Source organism: Arthrobacter sp. zg-Y844, assembly GCF_024385465.1.
Taxonomy (GTDB): domain Bacteria; phylum Actinomycetota; class Actinomycetes; order Actinomycetales; family Micrococcaceae; genus Arthrobacter_B.
Genome location: NZ_JANFLS010000001.1, coordinates 104,123 through 127,627 on the forward strand (window position 1 = coordinate 104,123; position 23,505 = coordinate 127,627).

The following is a 23,505-nucleotide window of genomic DNA, read 5'->3' on the forward strand; positions in this document are numbered from 1 at the left end:
TCCCCGGGCGTTAACGAACGAGCCGCCCAGGCCCCCTGCCCGCGTGCAGCGGGAGGGGGCATGAGCGGCTCGTAAGGCAGCTAGTTGTCCTTGGTGCCCAGGGTGGTCTGCTGGACCTGCATCAGGAACTCGACGTTGGACTGCGTCTCCCGGATCTTGCCGGTGAGCAGTTCCAGCGCCTGCTGGGTGTCCAGTCCGGACAGGACCCGGCGCAGCTTCCACATGATCTTGACTTCATCCGGGGAGAGCAGGTTCTCTTCGCGGCGGGTACCCGACGCGTTGACATCCACGGCCGGGAAGATGCGCTTGTCCGCAAGGTTGCGGGACAGTCGCAGCTCCATGTTGCCGGTGCCCTTGAATTCCTCGAAGATGACCTCGTCCATCTTGGACCCGGTCTCCACCAGGGCCGTGGCCAGGATGGTCAGCGAGCCGCCGTTTTCGATGTTGCGGGCAGCACCGAAGAAACGCTTGGGCGGGTACAGTGCGGACGAATCCACACCGCCGGAGAGGATACGGCCCGACGCCGGAGCGGCCAGGTTGTAGGCACGTCCCAGGCGGGTCATGGAGTCAAGCAGCACCACGACGTCGTTGCCCATTTCCACCAGGCGCTTGGCGCGCTCGATGGCGAGTTCGGCAACAGTGGTGTGGTCATCGGCGGGGCGGTCGAAGGTGGAGGCAATGACCTCGCCCTTGACCGTGCGCTGCATGTCCGTGACTTCTTCGGGACGCTCGTCCACGAGGACCATCATGAGGTGGACCTCAGGATTGTTGATCGTGATTGCGTTGGCAATTGCCTGCAGGATCAGCGTCTTTCCGGCCTTCGGCGGGGAAACGATGAGGCCGCGCTGGCCCTTGCCGATCGGAGCCACGAGGTCGATGACACGCGGGCCGATCACCTTGGCATTGGTTTCCAGGCGCAGACGCTCGGAGGGGTACAGCGGGACCAGCTTGGAGAACTCCACGCGGTCCTTGTTGTCCTCGGCCTGCTTGCCGTTGACGGACGTGAGGCGGACCAGTGCGTTGAACTTCTGGCGCTGGTTTCCGCCCTGGTTTTCGCCTTCACGCGGGGCGCGGATGGCGCCGACGACGGCGTCGCCCTTGCGCAGGTTGTACTTCTTCACCTGGGCGAGGGAAACGTAGACATCGTTCGGGCCCGGCAGGTAACCGGAGGTCCGTACGAAGGCGTAGTTCTCCAGGACGTCGAGGATGCCGGCCACGGGCAGCAGGACGTCGTCTTCAGTGACCTCGACGTCGTCGACCTCGGGGTTCTGGTTGCGGTTGCGGCGGCGCTCGTTGCGGTCGCGGAAACGATCGTTCCGGTCGCCGCGGTCATTGCGGTCATTGCGCTCGTTGCGGTTCCGGTTGCGGCGGTTACGCCCGCGCCCGTTCTCGTCACTGTCGTCGCGGTTGTTGTCGCGGTCGCGGTTGTTCTCGCGGTTGCCACCGTTGTCGCGGTTGTTGTCGCGGTCGCGGTTGTTCTCGCGGTTGCCACCGTTGTCACGGTTATTGTCGCGGTCACGGTTGTTCTCGCGGTCGCGGTTGTTCTCGCGGTTGCCACCGTTGTCACGGTTGTTGTCGCGGTCCGAGCGGTTGCGGTCACGGCGCTCACGGCGTTCGCCGCGCTCGTCGTCGCCCTGGGTCCGGGCCTCAGCGCCGTTGTTGGCAGCGCCGTTGCTGTTGGCAGCGTCCTTGTTGGCAGCGCCGCTGCTGGAAGCGTCCTCTGCAGGTGCCTCGGCGGAAGCGTTGCTGACGGTTCCGTTGGACTCGTTGGAATCGCTGCGGCGGTTGCGGCTGCGGCGGTTGCCGCGCTCGCGCTGGCCCTCTTCGCGTCCGTTGTCTTCGCGTGCCTCGCGGTTCCGGGCCGGAGCCGCTTCTGCTTCCGGCGAGGCGGCGGGTGCCGGTGCCTCGGCCGGTGCAGTTTCCGCGGGGGCGGAAGTGACGACGCCGTCACTGGCTGCACGCCGGTTGCGGTTACGGGTACGCGTCGGGCGGGTCGTCTCGGCCTCTGCGGACTGCTCCGCGGGTGCTGCTGCCGCCTTCTCGGGCGCCGAAGCACCCTTGGCTGCGTCGTCGCCGGCCTCGCCGCGGGAACCGCGGACCGGCCGGTCGGCTACTGCGCCGCCGCGCTGGTGGTTGGAGATGGCCGTAACCAGATCTCCCTTACGCATGCGGGAACCCCCGGTGATGCCGAGCTGGCCGGCAAGCGCCTGGAGCTGCGCGAGCTTAAGGCCTGCAAGGCCGGCGCTCTTTGATGCGTTCTCGCCGGTTGAACCGGCGGATGCTGAATCCACGCCTGCAGTCAGGCTAGTGGTATCTGTCACGAAGGATCCTTCCCCCTCGTCGGGCGGTCCGGCGCAATGCCGGCCGCGGTGATTGGCCCTGGTCCCAAAATCAGACATTGGGTCAGGGTTCGCCTACTACCGGCCCGATGGCCGGAGAAAGGCGAATCTGCTGGGTGCCTTTTGTAAAGAAGAATCCACGCAGAGTCTGGTCAGCTTCGCTGCCGAACACGCGGCATTCAAGCGGGACACGCCGCTTCTTGGCGGTTCCTTTGAAGGCTGCACCGGAGACTGTGCCTCCGCGGGTGGGCATTTGAATCAACGGAAATCACCGCAGGACGGGTGCAATCACACCTGACGGCGGCAAAGTGTTTTCAACTAAAGCCCGGGGCGGCCCGAAATGGACGGCTACCTGCGGGAGCACAGGACGGAAAAATTACCGCTGGTGCCCTTCCACTCTAGCACCATCTCGCTCGACACCAAGCCGCAGAACACGCCAATTTTCGCCGTATTCCGCTGCCTGCAAATGTTTGGTCATTGCCTGCTCCGCTTCCAGAGCGGCCTCCTCGCCGTCGGCAAGGCACATCACTGTGGGACCGGCACCGGAAATCACGGCGGCGAATCCCGCTGAGCGCAGTGACTGCAGCAGCCGGGCACTGGGCAGCATCGCGGGTGCCCGGAACTCCTGGTGCAGCGCGTCCTGCGTTCCCTCGAGCAGCAGCGACGGATCCACGGTCAGGGCGTGGATCAACAGCGCGGCACGGCCCGCGTTGGCCGCTGCGGTCCGGTGGGCCACGGTGGCCGGCAGCAGGCCGCGGGCACTCTCGGTGGAGAGTTCCACGGCCGGTACGGCGACTACGGGAACCACATCGGGATGGACCGAGGCCCGAACGGAGCGGAAAACGCCGTCGTCCGCCCAGGAAATCGCGAGGTCGCCGACGAGTGCGGGAGCAACATTGTCCGGGTGGCCCTCCAGCGCCGAGCAACTGTGCAGCAGGCCTGCGGCATCGAGCCGGGATTCGGCCGGCAGCAGGGAATTCGCGGCTAGGACGCCGGACACAATAGCCGACGCCGAAGAGCCCAGTCCGCGGCCGTGCGGAATAGCGTTCTCTGCGCTCAAATGAAGCCCCCGGGCGCTGTATCCGGCGGCAGCCAGGGTGGACAGCAGGGTGCGGACCACCAGGTGGGAGGAGTCCAGGGGAACGTTTCCGGCACCCTCCCCCGCAACCTCGACGAAAACGCCTTCCTCCGCGGAGGTGCGCACCCGCACCGTGTCATACAGCGTGAGCGCCAGCCCCAGGGAGTCGAACCCCGGGCCCAGGTTGGCGCTCGTTGCGGGCACGGTCACGGTCACGTCCTGCCCCGGCGCCAGGGTTCGGGAACCGGTGCGGGAAACGGAGCGGGAACCGGAGCGCGGCCCGCCGGGCAGATCCACCTGCATGCTTCAGCCCTACTTGCCGGATCCGGCGGGCTGCGCCGCTTCCAGGCCCAGCGCTGCCGCCACGCTCACAACGTCGAAGTCCACCTTGGTGGGTTCGACGTCGGATCCGTCGGCGGTGCGCAGTGCCCACTGCGGGTCCTTCAAGCCGTGTCCGGTGACCGTAATAACGATGGTCTTGCCGGCGGGGACTTCCCCTGCGGCATGCTTCTTGAGCAGCCCGGCCACACCCGCGGCGGAGGCCGGTTCCACGAACACGCCTTCGCGGGAAGACAGCCAGCGGTGCGCGTCGAGGATTTCGGTGTCCGTGACGGCTTCGATCAGGCCGCCGGATTCGTCGCGGGCGGCAATCGCCTGGTCCCAGGAGGCCGGGTTGCCGATCCGGATGGCGGTGGCAATGGTGTCCGGATCGGTGATCGGATGTCCCTTCACCAGGGGCGAGGCGCCTTCGGCCTGGAAGCCCCACATGTGCGGCGTCTTGGTGGCCACCGGCGCCAGTTCCTCGCCGGCCACGTTGGTCCAGGGCTTCGCGTATTCGGAGTAGCCCTTCCAGTAGGCGGTGATGTTTCCGGCATTGCCGACGGGCAGCAGGTGGTAGTCGGGGGCATCGCCGAGGTAGTCCACCACTTCGAAGGACGCGGTTTTCTGGCCCTCAATGCGCGCCGGATTCACGGAGTTCACCAGGAACACCGGGTAGGCCTCGGCAAGCTTGCGGGCCACCTCCAGGCAGTTGTCGAAATTGCCGCGGACCTGGAGCAGCTGGGCGCCGTGCGCAATGGCCTGGCTGAGCTTGCCCATGGAGATCTTGCCGTCCGGCACCAGCACGGCGCAGGTAATGCCCGCCTGCGTCGCATAGGCGGCGGCCGATGCGCTGGTGTTGCCGGTCGACGCGCACACCACTGCCTTGGCGCCGGATTCCACGGCTGCGGTCATGGCCATGGTCATTCCGCGGTCCTTGAAGGACCCGGTGGGGTTCATGCCTTCGACCTTGAGGTACACCTCCGAGCCGGTCAGTTCGGACAGCGCCTTCGCGCGGACCAGCGGCGTACCGCCCTCGCCGAGGGTAATGACCTCGGTGCTCTCGGTGACCGGAAGACGGTCGGCGTATTCGCGGATAACGCCGCGCCATTGGTGAGCCACGGCTCAGACTCCTTCTACCCGCAGGACGGATTTGACGTTCTTGATGACGTCCAGGCCCTTGATGGCCTCGACGGTGGCCGCGAGGGCGGCCTCGGAAGCACGGTGCGTGACGAAGCGCAGCTCGGCGCTGGCCCCTTCACCGTGGATGGTCTGGCGCATGGTTTCGATGGAGACACCGTGCTCGGAGAACACCCGGGCGACGGCGGCCAGGACGCCGGGCTGATCGGCCACTTCCAAGCCGATCGAGTAGCTGGTGGTGACCTTTGCCAGCGGCAGCGCCGGCAGCGAGCCGCTCGGACGGCCGGCGGGAACGGGACCGCCCAGGACGAGCCTGCGGGCGGCGGTGACGACGTCGCCCATCACGGCGGACGCGGTGGGCGCACCGCCGGCGCCCTGGCCGTAGAACATCAGTTCACCGGCGTTTTCCGCTTCGACGAACACGGCGTTGAACGCGCCGTGCACGGCGGCCAGCGGATGCAGGCGGGGCAGCAGGGTGGGGTGCACGCGTACGCTGACGCCTTCGGTGCAGTCCGTGTCCGTAAACTTCTCGGCGATGGCGAGCAGCTTGATGACGAACCCGGCTTCCTTGGCGGCGCTGATGTCCTCAGCCGTAACCGAGCTGATGCCTTCGCAGGAAACGGCGGAGAGGTCGAAACCGGTGTGGAAGGCCAGCGAGGCGAGGATGGCGCCCTTCGCGGCGGCGTCGTGCCCCTCCACATCTGCGGTGGGATCCGCCTCGGCGTAGCCAAGCCGCTGGGCCTCGCCCAGGGCATCTGCGAACTGGGCTCCGGTGGAATCCATGGCATCGAGGATGTAGTTGGTGGTGCCGTTGACGATGCCCATGACCTTGGTGATCCGGTCTCCGGAGAGGCTGTCCCGGATGGGGCGGAGGATCGGGATGGCCCCGGCTACGGCGGCCTCATAGGAGAGCTGGACACCGGCGGCGTCGGCCTTCTCGTAGAGGGCGGCGCCGTCTGCGGCGAGCAGGGCCTTGTTGCCGGTCACGACGGCGGCGCCGGACTCCAGCGCCTGCAGGATCAGGGTGCGGGCCGGCTCGATGCCGCCCATCAGCTCAATGACAATGTCCGCGCCGCGGACCAGGGTCCCGGCATCAGTGGTGAACAGTTCCGCAGGCAGATCCACGTCGCGGGGAGCATCGACGTTGCGCACTGCAATGCCGGAGAGCTCCAGCCGCGCGCCGAGGCGTGAGGTGAGGTCCGCGGCGTCGTCAATGAGGATCCGGGCAACCTGCGAACCCACGTTTCCGCACCCCAGCAGGGCTACTTTCAGGGTCTTCATATGTTGTGCCAACTCCTCTAAGAATTAGGAAACGTCCCGGGCCAGCAGGTCGTCTTCGGTCTCGCCGCGGACTATCAGCCGCGCGGCGCCGTCCCGCACGGCCACCACGGGCGGCCGGGTCAGGTAGTTGTAGTTGCTGGACAGGACCCAGCAGTAGGCGCCGGTGCCCGGAACGGCAAGCAGGTCCGACGCCGTGACGTCGCCGGGCAGGTAGGCGTCCCTCACCACTATGTCGCCGCTTTCGCAGTGTTTGCCAACCACGCGCGAAATAACCGCGTCATCTTCGGAGGTCCGCGAAGCCAGCACGGCGGAGTAGTCCGCCCCGTAGAGCACGGGCCGGGCGTTGTCGCTCATCCCGCCGTCCACGGAAACATACCGCCGCGGCGAGGTGCCGCCGTCGGGCGTGTCCACCCGGACCGTCTTGGTGGTGCCTGCCCGGTAGAGCGTGAAGGTGGTCGGGCCCACGATGGCGCGTCCGGGCTCGATGGAGATCCGGGGAACCGCCAGTCCCAGCTCGGTGCAGGTGCTGCCGACGACGGCGGCCATCGCGTTGGCGATCTCGGCCGGCGGGCGCGGGGCGTCTGCCTCCGTGTAGGCGATCCCGTAGCCGCCGCCCAGATCCAGTTCGGCCAGTTCGACGCCGTAGCCCTGCTTCACCTCGGACAGGAAACCGAGCAGCCGGCGGGCGGCGAGTTCAAACCCGGCGGATTCAAAGATCTGCGAACCAATGTGGCAGTGCACGCCCACCAGGTTCACGCCGTCGTGCTTGAGCGCGGTTTCCACGCCGGCCATGGCCGGGGACATCCCGTCCAGCTCCGGGTCCGCCACCATGGACAGGCCGAACTTCTGGTCCTCGTGGGCGGTGGCAATGAACTCGTGCGTGGAGGCATGCACGCCGGGGGTCAGGCGCAGCATGACGTTGGCGCGTTCACCGCGGGAGGCGGCCAGGTTCCCGAGCATTTCCAGCTCGCCCAGGCTGTCCACCACAATCCGGCCCAGCTCCATGTCCAGGGCACGGGTCAGCTCGGCCAGGGACTTGTTGTTGCCGTGCAGTCCGAGCTGGCTGCCGTGGAGCCCCGCACGCCGGGCCACGGCCAGCTCACCGCCGGAGCAGGTGTCCAGGCGCAGCCCCTCGGAGGAGACCCAGCGGGCCACCTCGGTGCAGAGGAAGGATTTGCCGGCGTAGTAGACATCCACTCCCCCGCAGAGCCCCGCGAACGCAGCGTCGAAGGAGTCCTTGAAGTCCCGGGCACGGGCACGGAAATCCGCTTCCGACATCACGAACACGGGGGTGCCGAATTCCTCGGCGATCCGGGAGACGGGGATGCCGGAGATCTCCAGCTCACCGCTGTCGCCGCGCACCACGTCCTGCGCCCACATCTGCGGGCGGAGGGCGTTGTTGTCTTCCGGGTGGCTCAGCCATGCGGGAGCCAGGGGTGAAGCAGTCATGAATTACATCCGTTCGGGTGCGGAGACTCCCAACAGGCCCAGGCCGTTGGCCAGGACCTGGCGTGCGGCAAGGTTCAGCCACAGGCGGGTGCGGTTGGTGTCGGTGATTTCCTCGTCGCCCTGCGGTGCGATGCGGCAGGCGTCATACCAGCGGTGGTAGGTGCCGGCGATGACCTCGAGGTGGCGGGCCACGCGGTGCGGTTCGCGGAAGGCACTGGCCTGCGCGACGACGCCGGGGTACTGCCCCAGCGCGGCCAGCAGTGCGCTCTCGGTGGGGTGGGTCAGCAGCGACGCGTCAAATGCGGAATCGTCGACGCCGGCAGCCTCGGCGTTGCGTGCCAGGGCATGGGTGCGGGCGTGGGCGTACTGGACGTAGAACACGGGGTTCTCGTTGCTGCGCTTGGTCAGCAGGTCCAGGTCAACGTCGATGTTGGAATCGGCGGAGAAGCGGGCCAGCGTGTAGCGGGCGGCGTCCACGCCTACGGCGTCGACCAGGTCCTCAAGGGTGACCACGGTGCCGGCGCGCTTGGACATGCGCACGGGCTTGCCGTCCTTGACCAGGTTCACCATCTGGCCGATGAGTACCTCGACGCACTCCGGGTCGTGGCCCAGGGCGGCTGCGGCAGCCTTCAGGCGCGCTACGTAGCCGTGGTGGTCCGCACCCAGCATGTAGACGTTCAGGTCGAAGCCGCGCTCGCGCTTGTTGTGGATGTAGGCAATGTCACCGGCAATGTAGGCGGCGTTGCCGTCCGACTTAATGACCACGCGGTCCTTGTCGTCGCCGAACGCGGTGGAGTTCAGCCACCAGGCGCCGTCCTTCTCGTACAGGTTCTCGGAGCCCTTGAGCTGCTCCAGCAGCTTGGCAACCTGGCCGTTTTCGTGCAGCGAATCCTCGTGGAAGAACACATCGAAGTCCACGCCGAAGTTGTGCAGGGATTCCTTGATGTCGCCGAACATGAAGTCCACGCCCACGGCACGGAAACGTTCCTGCGCCTCGGCGTCGGGCAGCTCGGTGATGTTCGGCTCTGCGGCCAGCACGCGGTTGGCAATGTCCACGATGTATTCGCCGGCGTAACCGTCCTCCGGCGCGGGTTCGCCCTTGGCGGAGGCGAGCAGGGAGCGGGCGAAGCGGTCAATCTGCGCGCCGTGGTCATTGAAGTAGTACTCGCGGGTGACCTCCGCGCCCTGGGACTGGAAGACCCGGGCCAGCGCATCGCCGACGGCGGCCCAGCGGGTGCCGCCCAGGTGGATGGGGCCGGTGGGGTTGGCGGAGACGAACTCCAGGTTGATCCGGGTGCCCTTGAGGATTTCCGAGGTGCCGTAGGCGGGTCCGGCGTCAACGATTGTCTTGACGAGTTCTCCGGCGGCACCGGCGTCGAGGGTGATATTCAGGAAGCCTGGACCGGCAATGTCGACCTTCGCAACACCGGCAATCTTTTCCAGCCGGCCCTTGAGGATCTCGGCGAACTGGCGGGGATTCATGCCGGCCTGCTTGGAGAGCTGCAGGGCGATGTTGGTGGCCCAGTCACCGTGGTCCCGGTTCTTCGGACGCTCCACGCGCACCTCCCCCGGCAGCTCGACGCTGAAGTCACCGGCATCGATGGCGTCTTGGAGGCAGGCAGTTACGGCGGAGGAAAGTTCTTCAGGAGTCACCGGTTAAGCATAGCCGGGTGCAGCACGGGTCCCGTTTTGTATGACAGGCCTTACGCTGTGCGGATCCGGCACCGGCACCAACGATGCGATGTAATGAAAGGGAACCGTTGAGCCCCGGGCCGGTTTCCACGCGTGTGCCTGTCGTGTGTGCCGTCCGGGATCAAAGCGCCCCACTCCAAGGAGAACCGTGAACCGAGCGAGCAAGTCCCTGCTGTGTGCCGCCGCCGGCCTGTCCCTGCTGTCTGCCGCCGGCTGTGCCGCGGGCGAGGAAACCGTCGACGCCGGCGAGGCCCCGGCGAAGTCCCCTGCAGCTTCCCCTGCTTCCTCCCCTGCTTCGTCCCCCGAGTCTTCCGCAGCATCCTCCCCCGACGCTGCAGCCGGTTCCGGCAGCTACGCCGACGGCGAGTACTCCGGCACCGGAAGCTACATCCCGCCGTCGGGCACTTCCGAGGACGTGGACGTGACGCTGCGGCTCGAGGGCAGCGTGGTGACGGAGCTGGAGGTGGAGACCTCGCAGAAGAACCCGACGTCCAAGCAGTACCAGCGTGAATTCACGTCCAATGTGAAGGAGCAGGTAGTCGGCAGGAACCTCGACGAGCTGGACGTGGACAAGGTGGCCGGATCCTCGCTGACCAGCGAGGGCTTCAACCGCGCCCTGGACGCCATCCGGTCCGAAGCTGCCTCCTAGGACAGCACCCGTGCATACCCTGGGGTTCGAGGCGATCGGCACGCAGTGGTCCCTCTCCACTGCCGCGCCTTTGGATTCCGCCACCCGGGCTGCTGTCGCGGACGTGGTCGACAGTTATGACCGCACCTATTCGCGCTTCCGCTCCGATTCCACGGTTGCGCGGATGGCCGAGGCTGCGGGCAGCTTTGCCCTGCCCGCTTCGGCCGCGCCACTGCTGCGGCTCTTCGATTCGCTGCAGCAGATCACCCGTGGCGCGGTCAACCCGCTGGTGGGGCGCTCGCTGGAGGTGTTGGGGTACGACGCCGGATACAGCTTCCTGCCTTCCGGACCACCCGCTCCCGCAGCTGCTTGGACGGAGACCGTGTCCTGGACCACCGACGGCCGGGGAACCCTGATGACCACTGCCGTGCCGGTGACCTTCGATATCGGTGCCGCCGGTAAGGGCCAGCTGGTGGACCTGGTCAGCGGGGTCCTGGAAACCGCAGGTCACGGGGGATACGTGGTGGACGCCGGTTCGGACCTTCGCCATGCCGGCGCCGCTCCCCTGCGGATTGCGTTGGAGCATCCGTATGACGCGAAGCGGGCCATCGGGGTGCTGACCCTCTCGGACCGTGCACTGTGCGCCTCGGCCGTCAACCGCCGGCAGTGGGGAGACGGACTGCACCACGTGCTCGATGCCCGCACCGGTTTTCCGGTGGATACCGTGGCGGCCACCTGGGTGCTGGCCGCGGACGCCATGACGGCGGACGGCCTGGCCACCGCCCTGTTCTTCGCCGAGCCGCAGGAGCTGGCCGGTGCGTTCACCTTTGACTATGTCCGGATGTTCACCGACGGCCGGGCCGACTATTCCCCTGCAATGGCTGGAGTCCTATTCCCATGAGCGTTTCCGCCCCCGCCGCTCCCCGCACCCTGAACACCTTCCTCGGGCGCTGGACCATGTACCGGTTCACCGTCTGGGTGCTGCTGGCAATTGCTGCCTGGTCCTTTGTCCTTTCCTTCGCCGGGGTGCTGTTCTACACGCCGGCAGAACTGGGGGCGACGGCGGTGACGGCGGTGGCCTCCACCCTGGTCACCAGCCGTGTGGCCGGGCTGCTGCTTCGCACCCGTCCGCAGACCGACTCCTCGCTGATCACCGGCCTGCTCCTGTTTTTCCTCTTCTGGCCCAGCACCGACGGCGCGCAGCTGGGTTGCGTGGCCCTTGCCGGGGCAGTGGCGACGGCTTCCAAATATCTCCTGGTGTTCCGGCGGCGGCACATCTTCAACCCGGCTGCGGCGGGGGCGTTTGCGGTGGCGGTGACCGGGCTGGGCGGTGCTGTCTGGTGGGTGGCGACTCCGGGCATGCTGATCGCTGTCCTTCCGGCCGCCGTCCTGGTCCTGTACCGGAACCGCCTGCTGCCAATGGCCGGGGTTTTCGCCCTTACTGCCGGGGTTGTTGTCCTGGCCCGCTTCCTCGCCGGCGGTGAGTCCGTCTCCTACGCCCTGGCCACCATCGTCGGAAGCTATCCGCTGGTGTTCCTGGCCGGCTTTATGCTCACCGAACCGCTGACCCTGCCGCCGCTGCGCGCCCAGCGCCTGGCGGAGGCCGTCGTCGTTGGGGTTCTCTTCGCCGTGCCGCTGTCCTTTGGCCCGGTGATGATGTCCCCGGAGCTGGCGCTGCTGGTCGGGAACGTCCTTGCGTTCGTGATGGGCCAGCGCGGAGCTGTCCGGCTGCGGCTGCGCGAAACCCGGGAGCTGACCCCTACGTCCCGTGAGCTGGTGTTCGAGCCGGCACGTCCTGTCCGCTTCCGTGCCGGCCAGTACATGGAGCTTGCCGTGCCGCATTTTGAGCCGGACGCGCGGGGGGCACGGCGTATTTTCAGCATCACTACTGCCCCGTCGGAACCCGGCACGGTGGCGGTGGGGCTGCGCGTGGCCGAACCGGGGAGCACTTTCAAGACCGCCCTGTTGAAGATGCGTCCCGGAGCGGAGGTGACCGCCACAACCGTTGCCGGCGACTTCCTCTTGCCGCGGGACGCACGGACACCGGTGCTGATGATCGCTTCGGGTATCGGCATCACTCCTTTCATCAGCCAGCTGCGGCAGGTCCGCGGCGAGGACCGGGACATTGTGCTGGTCTACGCGGCATCCTCTGTTGACGAGCTTGCCTATGCCGGGGAGCTGCAGGAACTGGGGGTTCGGGTGCTGGTCTGCACGCCGTCGGATCCGGCGATCCCGGGCTGGACCTGGTTGGGTCCGAGGCTTCCCGATGCTGCGGTCCTGCGTGGGGAGGTTCCCGACCTGGCTGCTCGGACGATCTATGTTTCGGGTTCGCCGCAGGCGGTGGCTGCTGCCCGCAAGGCCGTCCGCGGTGCCGGCGGCAGGCGGATCCATACCGACCCGTTCCTCGGCTACTAAGGATCCGTTCCAGTTCCGGGACTCCCTAAAGCTCTGAGACTCCCTAAAGCGGACCCGGGAAGACGGCAGGCCCGCTGGAAGCAGGCTCCTCCAGACGCGGGTCCGGGCTCGCACCCCTGCTGCCAGGGGTTCCGCGATTCTCCTGAGCGGGCCGCTCAGAACGGAGGCGCCTGTTCCGGTTCCTTCTGCTCGGGGTTCGTTCGCGCGTGATCCTTCTGCATATGCTCCGTCTGCCTGTGATCGGCCTGTCCATGTTCCTGTCGCGGGTCTTTCCGCGGATCAGATGCCGTGTCCGGGGGCCCGAGTTCCAGAAACGGCTCCGTGCGGTAGACGCGGCCGGCGGGCGACGTCCACTCAATCACCCCGGGGATTGGCTGGCAGGCTTTCCAGTAACCGAGGGTCTTGAACCGGTGGTGCCGGCGGCAGAGGTGTTCCAGGTTTCCGTGGTCCGTGGGTCCGCCTCGAGCCCAGTCGATGGTGTGGTCGATGTCCGCGTTTGCGGTGCTGACCCGGCAGCCGGGAAACCGGCAGGTTCCGTCCCTTGCGCGGAGCCAGCGGCGGAGCCCGGCCGGGACTTTTCTGCGCCGTCCCACCCCCAGGATCTCTCCGGTGTGCGGGTTTTGGGCCAGTCCGGTCCATCCGACGGCGTTGCGGGCCAGTCGGCGGGCGGCTTCGGCGCTGATGGGGCCGTAGCCATGCAGTTCTGCCGGCTGGTCATTGGCTCCGAAGAGGGTTTCGGCGTTGATCAGGACCATGATTTCCGCCCTCGGGATGATTCCCTCGTCAGGTCCGGCGCCATCGTTACCGGTTCCGCGCGCACCTGTTGTCGCGCCGCCGCCGGTTCCGCTCTCACCGACTGCGCCGCCCACCCCGCCATTACCGGTCGAACCTGCGCCGCCCACCCCGCCAGCACCGGCTGAACCTGTGCCGCCCATCAGCAGCTGGGCCAGGATGTCGGCACGCAGCTGGTCCGTGGTCCGGGAATCTCCTCCCGCCTGCTCACCCCGCGCCGCAGTGCTGAGAGCCGTGTAAATCTGATGCGCTTCCGCAGCACGCAGGTGAGCCGAGAGGCAGGACATACCGTCTTCTTCGCGGTCCAGGGTGACCTTGCGCTGCTCGAAAGCGGTCAGGTGCCGTTTGCTTATGGTCTCCGGGAACGTCTTTTCGCGCAGCCGCCGGGCCTTGGCCGAGAACTGCGCCCGCGTCTGACCCGGAGCTGCTGCCAGTAGGTCGGCCTCGAACCCGGGGAGTTTCTCCGCAGGAACGTTCTGGCACTGCTCCAGGACCACCTGGGCATGCTGGTACGAGAACCGCCCCTCCTCCAGCCCGGCCAGGGTCGCCGTATGGGTGCCGCACAGCTGCCCGGCCTCGCTCAGCAGCCGCTGACCCGTCACCTGCGGAACATTCAGGATGGCGGCACATTCGGCAGCCGCGAGGCTGAAAGCGATCCCGGGTTTATCCCGCTCCGACGGGTCGAAGAACTTGTCCCGGAAGATTTCCTCCATCCGGTGCAGTAGGCGGGACCGCTGCGCCTGCCCCCAGGAAACCAGATGCTCCACCCGGACCAAGGCCTCACCAACCGCGGCTTCGTCGAAGGCTTCAAGGTTCTGCAACGCAAGGGTCCCGGTGAAACCATCCGGGTAAGCGTCGGCAAAACTATCGGTTCCGGAGGCGCCGGCATCAGTGGTCTCGCCGTCAGGATTGAGGCTGGTGGCGGAAGCTCCGGAATCGGCCGGCTCGGCAGAGGAGTGGCAGGCATGAAGAGGGCCGGCATCAGGAACGGGATTGTCAGCTGACCGGGTGCCATGCTCGGCGTCGTTCTCCGGAGTGGCACTGGAAGTGTCTGCACTCGCGCCAACCGTCCCCTCAGGCCCGACAGGCCCGACAGGCCCGACAGCCAGTTCAGCCCGATACACCGCCAGGGTGACGGAAGGACAAGGCGGCTCTGTGTCGCCGGCCTGCTCTTCCGCCTGCTGGTTCTCACCGCTCTGCTCTTCAGTTGTCGGTTTCGTATTCCCGGGCTGATCCATACCTCAGGATTTCATCCGGCACTGACATTTTCAGGCCGAAAACAGGCCCAAAAGGGGGCTCCCAGAAACCGAAAATACGCGTCTTTTTGAAACCACTACCTACCCGCACAAACGAACCTGAACCACCGGTTTCAGGCGACGCAGTTAAAGCGCTCGGAAACGGCACAGGAAACGAGTCCGGCACCCAGCCCATCCGCGGTAGCGGCAGGTTTTCCCCGCCCGCCTGAAACCTGCTAAGCTTCTTGAGTCCCACAGGACCTGCCGGTTTACCTGCAGTCCTTGCCCTCGTAGCTCAGGGGATAGAGCGGTTGCCTCCGGAGCAACAGGCCGTAGGTTCGAATCCTATCGAGGGCACATTGAGACATAAGAGAAGAACCCCGCAGCCCCGGCTGCGGGGTTCTTCTTGTTTCACGGCGATGTCCCAGCGTGCGCCTAGCCCCCGGCACCCCCGGCACCCTCGACGGCGGCACGCACCGCCGGCGGGCAGAGGAAGAACCGCGGCTGGAGCTCTTCCCACCCCGGATGCTTGGTCTTTTTCCCGTACTCCAGGTGTGCCTGGTCCAAGGGATTGTCGGGTACTAACCCGGGGCTGGCATTTCCCATCAGCTGGAAGTGGTACATCCACCAGGACCCGTCCGCTTCCTGGTTCAGGAACGTGGCTTCCAGTGCCATGAGTTCCCGGCCCAGCGTAGCCAGGCATTCGTCGTAGCGCTCGTGGAGCATTGTCATCCAGTCATCGAACGAAGACTCGCGGGAATCCAGCAGCCGTGCCCGGCTCAACTCCATCCGCATGCCCTCCGGCACGGACGGCGGCATGGTCCAGCCGGGGAAGTCCCGGGCAGCAGGCTCGAACGGAATAGGCGGGTGCGTGGAAGGAGTCATGCGCATGACTTTAGGGGAATCGCCAAGGCGGCATGGACCTCCCGCCGGAATTCTTTCGGCCAAACCCTTGCGCAGCCCGCCCCCTTCGGGGTTATGGTGTTCGCACATACCAACCGGTCGGTTCCTACCGCCGGTCCGCTTCACGAGAAACCCGGACACCACCCCGCATGAAGACCCTGAACATCAAGGAAGAGCTCGCACGGACCTCCGTGGAGCTTTTCGCGCGGCACGGCTACGCAAAGACGAGCGTGCAGCAGATCGTTGACGCGGCCGGGGTGACGAAAGGCGCTCTCTATCACTACTTCAATTCCAAGGACGATCTGCTCTTTGACATCTACGACCGCATCCTGACGCTCCAGCGCGAGCACCTGACCGAGATCATCGGGCGGGGCCTGCCGGCGGCTGAAACCATGAGACTGGTCTGCGAGGACGTGATCATGACGTCCATCGACTGGATCCGTGAAGGATCCGTGTTCTTCCGCTCCCAGCACATGCTCAGCGAGGACCGCCAGGAGGAAGTGAAGCGGAGGCGACGCGAATACAACGAGGCGTTCACCGCCATCCTGGTCCGCGGCCAGTCCGACGGCGTCTTCCGCACCGACATTCCGATACCTGTGCTGGCTGCCAACTTCTTCTCCGACCCGCACTACCTCTCGTACTGGTACTCCCCCGGCGGGTCCATCAGCCGCGAACAGGCAGCCGCACAACTGACCGATCTTTACCTGGCCGGACTGCAGGCAAAGTAACCGATTTACCGCAGCATCGCACCGCATCAATACCGCACCACCGCACCTCCCGCACCACCTTCGAGACAGCACCATGCAAGGTAAGAGCAGAGACGATGGAGTACTCATGCAGGAGCAACATACCGACCGGTCGGAACCGCCGCGTCTCCGCTTGGACGGGATCACCGTCCGGTTCGGCGGACTCACCGCGCTGGATTCGGTGTCCCTGGACATCCCCGCCGGCAGGATCGTGGGGGTTATGGGCCCCAACGGAGCCGGAAAGACCACCCTGTTCAACGTGATCTGCGGGGTGTTCCCACCCACGGCAGGCAGCCTGGAGCTGGATGGACAGGGGTTTGTCCCTCGTCCGCACCGCCTGACCCGCTCCGGAGTAGCACGCACCCTGCAGGGGCTCGGCCTGTTCCCCGGGCTGACCGTGCTGCAGAACGTCACGACGGGCTTGGCAGCCGGCTCACGCGGAGGACTCGACCTCCTGGCCCTGCCAGGCTCCGTCCGGCGCGAAGCCCGGCTCGCAGAGCGGTCGATGCAAGCACTGGAAGCCCTCGGCATCGCCGGGTACGCGGCTTCCCTGCCCGACACCCTCCCCTACGGAATCCGCAAGAAGGTGGCCCTGGCCCGGGCACTGGTCAGCGAACCGAGGTTGCTGCTGCTGGATGAACCTGCAGGCGGACTCAGCCATGACGACATTGAGGAACTGGCTTCCATCATCCGCACCGTGCCCGGCGACGGGTGTTCGGTGGTGCTCGTGGAACACCACGTGGACCTGGTCATGGAGGTCTGCGACCGCATCGCCGTGCTGGACTTCGGCCGTCTGATCGCCGAAGGCACACCGGCCGAAATCGGCGCCGATCCCGCCGTCGCAGATGCCTACCTGGGAGTTGAGGTGGCATGACAGGCGCGCTGGTATTGGAAGGCGTCAGCGCAGGCTACGGCGCCGTCCGCGTACTGCACGGGATCGATCTTTCCGTTTCGGAGGGCTCCATCACCACCGTCGTCGGAGCCAACGGCGCCGGAAAGACCACCCTCCTGCGGACCATCACCGGCCAGCTGCGGCCTTCGGCCGGCAGTATCCGCATCAAGGACGGCAAGGACCTGACCCGGGTGCCGGTCGAGGACATGGTGCGCCACGGCGTCGCACTGGTTCCCGAAGGCCGCGGCGTCATCACCGAACTGACGGTGGATGAAAACCTGCGCCTGGGCGGGCTGTGGCGGAAGGACCGTAAGGCAGCGGATGAGGTGCTCACCGCGATGTACGAACTGTTCGAGCCCCTTGCACGGCGCCGGAAGGCTGCCGGACACCAGCTCTCCGGCGGCGAGCGCCAGATGCTTGCGCTGGGGCGGGCCCTGATGGCCGCACCGTCGCTCCTCCTGCTGGACGAGCCGTCCCTGGGGCTGGCCCCCAAGGTGACCGCACAGATCCTGGGCATGCTGCGCCGCCTCCGCGATGAGACCGGCCTGACCGTACTGCTGATCGAGCAGAACGTCCGGAGCGCGCTCGCGGTCGCGGACCACGGCGTCGTACTCAACCTGGGCCGGATTGTCGCCTCGCGGCCGGCGGCCGAGCTGGCCGAAGACACCGACCTCCGCCACACCTACCTGGGGTTCTAATGGACAGATTTCTCTTCCTCACCTTTGACGGCCTCGCCCGCGGTGCAGTACTCGCTGCCTTCGCGCTCTCCCTGGTGCTGATCTGGCGTGCTGCGCGGATCGTGAACTTTGCGCAGGGCGCCATGGCGGTGGCGGCAACCTACATCGCCTTCACGGTCACCGCCCTCACCGGGAGCTACTGGGCGGGACTTGCCGCAGCGCTCCTGGCGGGTTTCCTGATCGGAGCCCTGGTGGAACGCGGCGTCATGCGCTTCGTGGGCAACGGCTCCGCCTTGAACCCGGTCATTGCCGGGCTGGGCCTGCTGATGCTGATCCAAGCCATCCTGGGCATGGTGTTCGGGAACAGCTACCGGACCATGGTGACGCCGTTCAGCTCAAACCCGGTGGAGATCTTCGGCATCACCGTCTTCTCCTCCTATGACCTCTTCGTGTTTGCCTGCATAGCCCTTTTGGTCGGCGGCCTGGTCCTGCTGTTCACGAAGACGCCCCTGGGACTGCGGCTGCGGGCCTCCGCCTTCGCCCCCGATCTGGCCCGGCTCCTCGGCGTGCGGACCTCGCGGATGCTCACCCTTGGCTGGGCCATGTCCTCCGCCCTGGGCGCACTCGCCGCCCTGCTGGTCATCCCCACCGAACTGGGGCTCAATCCGCACGCCGCGGACACGGTCTTCGTCTATGCGTTCACCGTTGCCGTCATCGGCGGACTGGATTCCCCCGCCGGTGCCGTCCTGGGCGGATTGGCCGTGGGCGTGCTGCTGAGCTGGGTCAGCGGCTACGGGGGCGCCACCCTGGCTCCCATCGCCATCCTGGTCCTGCTGCTGGCCGTGCTGCTGGTCCGCCCCGGCGGAATCTTCTCAATGACCAAGGAGCGAACGGTATGAGCGTCAGCAAGCGGTACGGCTTTGCCGGGGCAGCGATGGTCCTGCTGATTGGCCTCACGTTCGTCATTCCGTCGTTCTCCTCGTATCAGCTCGCCACTGCCTGCGCCTATCTGTGCGGCATCGCCGGGCTCACCCTGCTGACGGGCGCCGGCGGCCAGCTGTCCCTTGGGCAGGCGGCCCTCATGGCCGCCGGAGCGTACAGCTACGCGTTGACCGCCAACACGATGGCCGACGCCGGCACGGAGGGCCCGCTGCTGCTCCTGGTGCCGCCGGTTGCAGCTGTCTTCGGTGCAGCCGTCCTCGGCCTGGTGATCGGACTCGCTGCCGGGCGGCTTCACGGCCCCTATCTGGCCGGCTTCACCATGGCGCTGGTGGTGGCTCTTCCCGCGGTCACCAGCACCTTTTCCTCAGTGCTCGGCGGCGACCAGGGATTGTGGATCTCCGTGGAGAAACGCCCGTCCTCGCTGCGCGGCATGGTGTCCAATGAAGCGTGGCAGGCGTGGCTCGCCGTCGTCTGTTCCGTCCTGGTCCTGACCCTGCTGGCGAACCTGCTGCACGGACGCTTCGGCCGGCACCTGAGGGCCGTGCGGGATAACCCGGTGGCGGCGGCGCTCGCCGGCATCAACCCGGCCCGCACCAAAGTCACCGCCTTCGTCATCAGCTCGGCCGCGGCCGGCATGGGCGGCGGCCTGCTGGCGTACACCACGCAGAGCGCCAGTCCAGGGGCCTATTCACTGGTGTTCTCCCTCTTCCTGCTCATGGCCGCCGTGGTCGGCGGCATCGGTTCCCTGACCGGAGCAGTCTGGGGCGCCGCGCTCCTGGTTGCCCTGCCGCATCTGATCAGTACGGCCACTTCCCGGCTCGAACTGTCCACGGACCTGGCCCAGCGGCTGGACGGCAACCTTGCGGTGGCCATCTTCGGACTGGTCCTGGTCCTCGTGGTGCTGCTGGCCCCGCAGGGCATCCAGGGCCTGCTGGTCCGGGCCGGCCGCCGGCTGGGTCAGGCCCGTTCCGCTTCCGTTCCGCCGCAGTCCCCCAAAACCGCACCATCACCAGCATCCAGTACACCAACCCGGTTATCCGCCCGGCACGAGCCCGAGCAGCTACCGGCAACCCCGAAAGGTCAATGATGATCCGTTCCAAGCTCCGACTGGGTACCGCCGTCCTTGCAGCCGCTGCCCTCGGCCTGGCCTCATGTGCTTCACCGGACGAGGGAGGCGAGCCGGCTGCCGAAGACGTTCCCGGAATCACCGACACCACCGTCACCGTCGGTACGCACCAGCCGCTCACCGGACCGGCAGCGGCCGGCTACTCGACGATTTCACCGGCCACGAAGGCGTACTTCGATTACGTGAACGACAACGGCGGAGTCAACGGCCGCACTATTGAGTACATCGTGAAGGATGACGGCTACAACCCCGCCAACACCCAGACAGCGGTACGCGAGATGGTGCTCCAGGACGAGGTCTTCGCCCTGGTGGGCGGTCTCGGCACGCCGCCGCACAGCGCCGTCCTGGACTTCGTGAACGATAACGAAGTGCCGGATCTCTTCGTGGCTTCCGGCAGCCCCATCTGGAACCAGCCCGACGACTACCCGTACACCTACGGCTTCATGGTGGACTACCCCACCGAGTCACGGATCCTGGCCACTTACGCGCAGGAGGAGTTCCCGGACAAGACCTACTGCTTCTTCGGCCAGGATGATGACTTCGGCGAGGAATTCCAGGCAGGGCTTGAAGCGGTGCTCGGAGAGGACGGACTGGCCGACACCCAGGTCTATTCCACGGCCAATACCGATATTGCGGCGCAAATCAGTGCGATGAAGGAAGCCGGCTGCGAGGTGAACTTCCTGGCCACCATCAACGGCTTCAGCGCCCAGGCTGTGGGGACGGCCGCGAAACTCGGCTACTTCCCGCAGTGGATGGCGTCCTCGGCGGGCGGAGATCTGAACACCCTGTCCGGATACCTCGGCGAGAACACGAACAAGCTGCTGCAGGGCTTCGTCAGTGCCAACTACCTTCCTTCCTACTCGGACACCGAGGACGAATGGACGGCAAAATTCTCCGAGATCAACGAGGAATACAACGCCGGGGCTCCGTTTGACGGCAACACCATCTTCGGAATGTCCATCGGCTACCTCTTCGTTGAGGCGCTGAAGGAAGCCGGGGAGAACCCGACCCGGGAATCCCTGCTCGAAGCACTCGAATCCGGCAACGTCACCGGCAACGGCCACGCGCCGCTGGGCTTCGGCGAAGACAGCCACCAGGGATACACCGGAGCAATGCTGACCCGGGTGGACAACGGCGTGCAGTCCTACTTCGGCACCCCGTTCGTGGTAACGGGTGACGAGGTGGAGGAGTACACCGAAGAACGGCCTGCCATGCCGGCAGACGGCCTGCCCGAGTAGGGGCAGCGCCGGCCAACCGGCACGCAAGGCAGCCCAACAAACCAGCAGCCCAACAAACGCTGAGGGCCCGTCCGATTGGACGGGCCCTCAGTGTTTGTTGCAGCGGTGCAGGGTCAGCTACCCCAGCACGTACAGCGAAATCGACTCCGCGACGCAGGCCGGCTTGTCCACGCCCTCGATCTCGATGGTGACCATGAGTTTGACCCGCACCCCCTGCGCCACGGTCTCCACCGAGGCGATCTCCGACCGGGCACGCACCCGGCTGCCCACCGGCACCGGGTGCGGGAAACGCACCCGGTCCAGGCCGTAGTTCACCCCCATCACCATGCCGTCCACCCGGAACCGGCCGGAGGCGAGCGCCGGCAGCAGGGCCAGGCTCAGATAGCCGTGCGCAATGGTGCCGCCGAAGGGGCCCTTGGCGGCACGTTCGGGATCCACATGGATCCACTGGTGGTCATCAGTGGCCTCGGCGAACAGGTTCACGCGTTCCTGGTCAATGAGGACCCACTCGCTGGTTTCCTGGCTCCCCACTGCTTCCTGGAGTTCCTGCACGGAACCGAAATGCGCCACAGCTAGGCCTTCGGTCCGCCGGCGACGTAGAGCACCTGTCCGGAAACGAACGAGGCCTCCTCGCGGGCAAAGAAGGACGCCGCCGCAGCGATGTCCGCCGGGTTTCCGGCCCGTCCCACGGGAATCTCCTTCGCCGCATGCGCCACGAAGTCTTCGAACGGCACTCCCACGCGTTCCGCCGTCGCCCGTGTCATGTCCGTCTGGATGAAGCCGGGGGCAATCGCGTTGACCGTGACGTTGTAGCGGCCCAGTTCGATGGCCAGTGTCTTGGTGAAGCCCTGGATGCCGGCCTTGGCTGCGGCGTAGTTCGCCTGGCCGCGGTTGCCGAGGGCGGAGGTGCTGGAGAGGTTGATGATGCGCCCCCATTTCTGCTGCACCTGGTGCGCCTGCACCGCCCGGCTCATGAGGAACGCTCCGCGCAGGTGCACGCCCATCACCGCATCCCAGTCCGTGTCCGTCATCTTGAACAGCAGGTTGTCCCGCAGGATGCCCGCGTTGTTGACCAGGATGGTGGGCGCCCCCAGCTCCTCGGCGATGCGGCCCACTGCCTGCTCGACGGCGGCGGCATCGGCGACGTCGGCGCCTACGCCCACGGCTTTGCCGCCGGAGTTGTTGATGGCCTCCACCGTGGCGGCCGTGTCCTCCTCCCGCAGGTCAAGGACGGCGACGCGGTGCCCGTCCGCTGCGAGCCGCATCGCAACCGCTGCGCCGATCCCGCGTCCTGCTCCGGTGACGACGGCGGTGCGCTGGTCCAATTGTGCTGGTGCCTCAGTCATGTCTCTCCTGCCGGTGGCGGCAGCGCACCGGGTGTGTGCTGCGTCTCTTTTGCGAGGGTACCGACCGGACGGTACGGGCGCAACGGGAGGCCGCCGGGCGACGGTCACGGCCGGCTCCCCGGCCTCCCGTCCCACCGTTCCCGGGACGGGACCGTCTACTGACCCGCCTGCGCCCCGCCGGCAAAGGCGGCTTCCCGCTGGAATTAGTTCCGGAACAGGTCAGCTTTCGACCGCATTGACGCGTAGTTTTGATTCCATGTTGGAGACTTCCGCCCGGCTCCTGCAGCTGCTTTCGCTGCTGCAGCTGCGGCGCGAGTGGACCGGGGCAGCGCTCGCGGAACGGTTGTCCATTACCGAACGCACGGTACGCCGCGACATCGGCAAGCTGCGCACCCTCGGCTATCCCATCTCAGCATCCCCGGGCATTGCCGGCGGCTACCAGCTAGGCGCCGGCGCGCAGCTGCCGCCGCTGCTGCTCGACGACGACGAAGCCCTCGCCGTCGCACTCGGGCTTGCCGCCGTGGCAACGGGACCGGTGACCGGAATCGGGGAAGCGTCGGTTCGGGCACTGGCAAAGCTGGAACAGGTCCTGCCCGGGCGGCTCCGTCCCAAGTTCTCCGCCCTGCGCCAATCCGTCTCCACACTCGCCGGGCCGCCGGGCGGCGTCGACCCGGGAATCCTCACCGCCTTTTCCGCCGGCATCACCGAACACCGGGTCCTGAGCTTCCGTTACACCGCGGCCGACGGCGGCTCCGGACGCCGGGTCGTGGAACCCTACCGGCTGGTCGGCACGGGCAGGCGCTGGTACGCCGTCGCCTGGGACCTGGACCGCGCTGACTGGCGGACCTTCCGGGTGGACCGCTGCACCAGCACCCCCGCCCCGCGCGGGCGGTTCGCGCCCCGGCCCCTCCCGGCCCGGGACCTCGCCGCCTACGTCCAGGAATCGATTACCCGCAACCCCTACCGCTACTCCGTGGTGGTGCGGTTGGCTGCACCACTGGCGGCGGTTGCCGAGCGGGTCCCCCCGGATGTGGCCAGCATTGAAGCGGACGGCCCCGGGCACACCATCGTGCGCGGCGGCTGGGACTCCCTGGACCTGCCCCTGATCAACCTGACAGCCTGGGGCGTGCCCTTCGAAATCCTCGACCCGCCGGAGATGCGCGAGCGGGCCCGCAGCGTGGTCTCCCTGCTGCAGCGCGCCATCGAAATCCCGCCCACGGCGGAATCCGGAAAGACCGTCCGGCCGAGCCACTAGACTGGTGGCAATC

The 23,505-nt window shown here is 66.9% G+C and carries 20 protein-coding genes and 1 tRNA gene; 11 read left to right on the forward strand and 10 right to left on the reverse strand.

All coding sequences use genetic code 11. The features are described from left to right. Positions 1 to 80 precede the first annotated feature (80 nt). From rho to argS, 6 genes are all read right to left on the reverse strand, one after another. The gene (rho, locus tag NNX35_RS00485) at positions 81 to 2,321 is read right to left on the reverse strand and encodes a transcription termination factor Rho (RefSeq protein ID WP_255866708.1); all 2,241 of its coding nucleotides are present in this window, start codon (positions 2,319 to 2,321) and stop codon (positions 81 to 83) included. Positions 2,322 to 2,715: 394 nt separating this feature from the next. Further along, positions 2,716 to 3,720: a homoserine kinase gene (thrB, locus tag NNX35_RS00490; protein WP_255866709.1), complete on the reverse strand. Its 1,005-nt coding sequence runs from the start codon at positions 3,718 to 3,720 to the stop codon at positions 2,716 to 2,718. A gap of 9 nt (positions 3,721 to 3,729) precedes the next feature. Beyond that, entirely contained in the window at positions 3,730 to 4,857 is a 1,128-nt protein-coding gene (gene thrC / locus NNX35_RS00495; RefSeq protein WP_255764644.1) for a threonine synthase, read from the reverse strand. 3 nt (positions 4,858 to 4,860) lie between these two features. Next, complete coding sequence (locus NNX35_RS00500; RefSeq protein WP_255866711.1) at positions 4,861 to 6,156, reverse strand: homoserine dehydrogenase; 1,296 nt, start codon at positions 6,154 to 6,156, stop codon at positions 4,861 to 4,863. Positions 6,157 to 6,180: 24 nt separating this feature from the next. Continuing rightward, positions 6,181 to 7,605: a diaminopimelate decarboxylase gene (gene lysA / locus NNX35_RS00505; protein WP_255866712.1), complete on the reverse strand. Its 1,425-nt coding sequence runs from the start codon at positions 7,603 to 7,605 to the stop codon at positions 6,181 to 6,183. Positions 7,606 to 7,608: 3 nt separating this feature from the next. Continuing rightward, positions 7,609 to 9,258, reverse strand: coding sequence for an arginine--tRNA ligase (gene argS / locus NNX35_RS00510; RefSeq protein WP_255764647.1), 1,650 nt, complete (start codon positions 9,256 to 9,258; stop codon positions 7,609 to 7,611). Between the two features lie 187 nt (positions 9,259 to 9,445). Here argS and NNX35_RS00515 point away from each other — a divergent pair, with 187 nt between their 5' ends. The 3 genes from NNX35_RS00515 to NNX35_RS00525 are packed head-to-tail and all read left to right on the forward strand — an operon-like array spanning position 9,446 to position 12,340. After that, the gene (locus tag NNX35_RS00515; RefSeq protein ID WP_255866713.1) at positions 9,446 to 9,946 is read left to right on the forward strand and encodes a hypothetical protein; all 501 of its coding nucleotides are present in this window, start codon (positions 9,446 to 9,448) and stop codon (positions 9,944 to 9,946) included. 10 nt (positions 9,947 to 9,956) lie between these two features. Continuing rightward, the gene (locus NNX35_RS00520; protein WP_255866714.1) at positions 9,957 to 10,826 is read left to right on the forward strand and encodes an FAD:protein FMN transferase; all 870 of its coding nucleotides are present in this window, start codon (positions 9,957 to 9,959) and stop codon (positions 10,824 to 10,826) included. After that, the gene (locus tag NNX35_RS00525) at positions 10,823 to 12,340 is read left to right on the forward strand and encodes an FAD-dependent oxidoreductase (protein WP_255866715.1); all 1,518 of its coding nucleotides are present in this window, start codon (positions 10,823 to 10,825) and stop codon (positions 12,338 to 12,340) included. Before NNX35_RS00520 ends, NNX35_RS00525 begins: the two co-directional genes overlap by 4 nt. Before the next feature lie 155 nt (positions 12,341 to 12,495). Here NNX35_RS00525 and NNX35_RS00530 read toward each other — a convergent pair whose 3' ends face one another. Then, on the reverse strand, positions 12,496 to 14,370 hold the full coding sequence (locus NNX35_RS00530; RefSeq protein WP_255866716.1) for an HNH endonuclease signature motif containing protein: 1,875 nt from the start codon (positions 14,368 to 14,370) through the stop codon (positions 12,496 to 12,498). 281 nt (positions 14,371 to 14,651) lie between these two features. Here NNX35_RS00530 and NNX35_RS00535 point away from each other — a divergent pair. After that, positions 14,652 to 14,724, forward strand: a tRNA-Arg gene (locus NNX35_RS00535). Positions 14,725 to 14,802: 78 nt separating this feature from the next. Here NNX35_RS00535 and NNX35_RS00540 read toward each other — a convergent pair. Beyond that, positions 14,803 to 15,252: a DUF6176 family protein gene (locus tag NNX35_RS00540; RefSeq protein WP_255764652.1), complete on the reverse strand. Its 450-nt coding sequence runs from the start codon at positions 15,250 to 15,252 to the stop codon at positions 14,803 to 14,805. A 167-nt stretch (positions 15,253 to 15,419) separates the two neighbouring features. Here NNX35_RS00540 and NNX35_RS00545 point away from each other — a divergent pair, with 167 nt between their 5' ends. The 6 genes from NNX35_RS00545 (at position 15,420) to NNX35_RS00570 (ending at position 20,891) form a co-directional block, all read left to right on the forward strand. Next, positions 15,420 to 15,998 (forward strand): TetR/AcrR family transcriptional regulator, encoded by a 579-nt coding sequence (locus tag NNX35_RS00545; protein WP_255764653.1) that lies wholly within the window; start codon positions 15,420 to 15,422, stop codon positions 15,996 to 15,998. A gap of 106 nt (positions 15,999 to 16,104) precedes the next feature. Then, positions 16,105 to 16,890 (forward strand): ABC transporter ATP-binding protein, encoded by a 786-nt coding sequence (locus NNX35_RS00550; RefSeq protein ID WP_255866717.1) that lies wholly within the window; start codon positions 16,105 to 16,107, stop codon positions 16,888 to 16,890. Next, complete coding sequence (locus tag NNX35_RS00555) at positions 16,887 to 17,606, forward strand: ABC transporter ATP-binding protein (protein ID WP_255866718.1); 720 nt, start codon at positions 16,887 to 16,889, stop codon at positions 17,604 to 17,606. Before NNX35_RS00550 ends, NNX35_RS00555 begins: the two co-directional genes overlap by 4 nt. Next, complete coding sequence (locus NNX35_RS00560; RefSeq protein WP_227918292.1) at positions 17,606 to 18,484, forward strand: branched-chain amino acid ABC transporter permease; 879 nt, start codon at positions 17,606 to 17,608, stop codon at positions 18,482 to 18,484. Before NNX35_RS00555 ends, NNX35_RS00560 begins: the two co-directional genes overlap by 1 nt. Then, the gene (locus tag NNX35_RS00565) at positions 18,481 to 19,614 is read left to right on the forward strand and encodes a branched-chain amino acid ABC transporter permease (protein WP_255866719.1); all 1,134 of its coding nucleotides are present in this window, start codon (positions 18,481 to 18,483) and stop codon (positions 19,612 to 19,614) included. Before NNX35_RS00560 ends, NNX35_RS00565 begins: the two co-directional genes overlap by 4 nt. Next, on the forward strand, positions 19,614 to 20,891 hold the full coding sequence (locus NNX35_RS00570; protein WP_255866720.1) for an ABC transporter substrate-binding protein: 1,278 nt from the start codon (positions 19,614 to 19,616) through the stop codon (positions 20,889 to 20,891). The genes NNX35_RS00565 and NNX35_RS00570 overlap by 1 nt, the downstream gene beginning before the upstream one ends. A 117-nt stretch (positions 20,892 to 21,008) precedes the next feature. Here NNX35_RS00570 and NNX35_RS00575 read toward each other — a convergent pair whose 3' ends face one another. Both NNX35_RS00575 and fabG read right to left on the reverse strand, forming a co-directional pair. Beyond that, entirely contained in the window at positions 21,009 to 21,461 is a 453-nt protein-coding gene (locus NNX35_RS00575; RefSeq protein ID WP_255866721.1) for a MaoC family dehydratase, read from the reverse strand. Positions 21,462 to 21,463: 2 nt separating this feature from the next. Beyond that, complete coding sequence (gene fabG, locus NNX35_RS00580; RefSeq protein WP_227918296.1) at positions 21,464 to 22,237, reverse strand: 3-oxoacyl-ACP reductase FabG; 774 nt, start codon at positions 22,235 to 22,237, stop codon at positions 21,464 to 21,466. Positions 22,238 to 22,493: 256 nt separating this feature from the next. Here fabG and NNX35_RS00585 point away from each other — a divergent pair, with 256 nt between their 5' ends. After that, on the forward strand, positions 22,494 to 23,492 hold the full coding sequence (locus tag NNX35_RS00585) for a YafY family protein (RefSeq protein WP_255866722.1): 999 nt from the start codon (positions 22,494 to 22,496) through the stop codon (positions 23,490 to 23,492). The last annotated feature ends 13 nt before the right edge of the window (positions 23,493 to 23,505 follow it).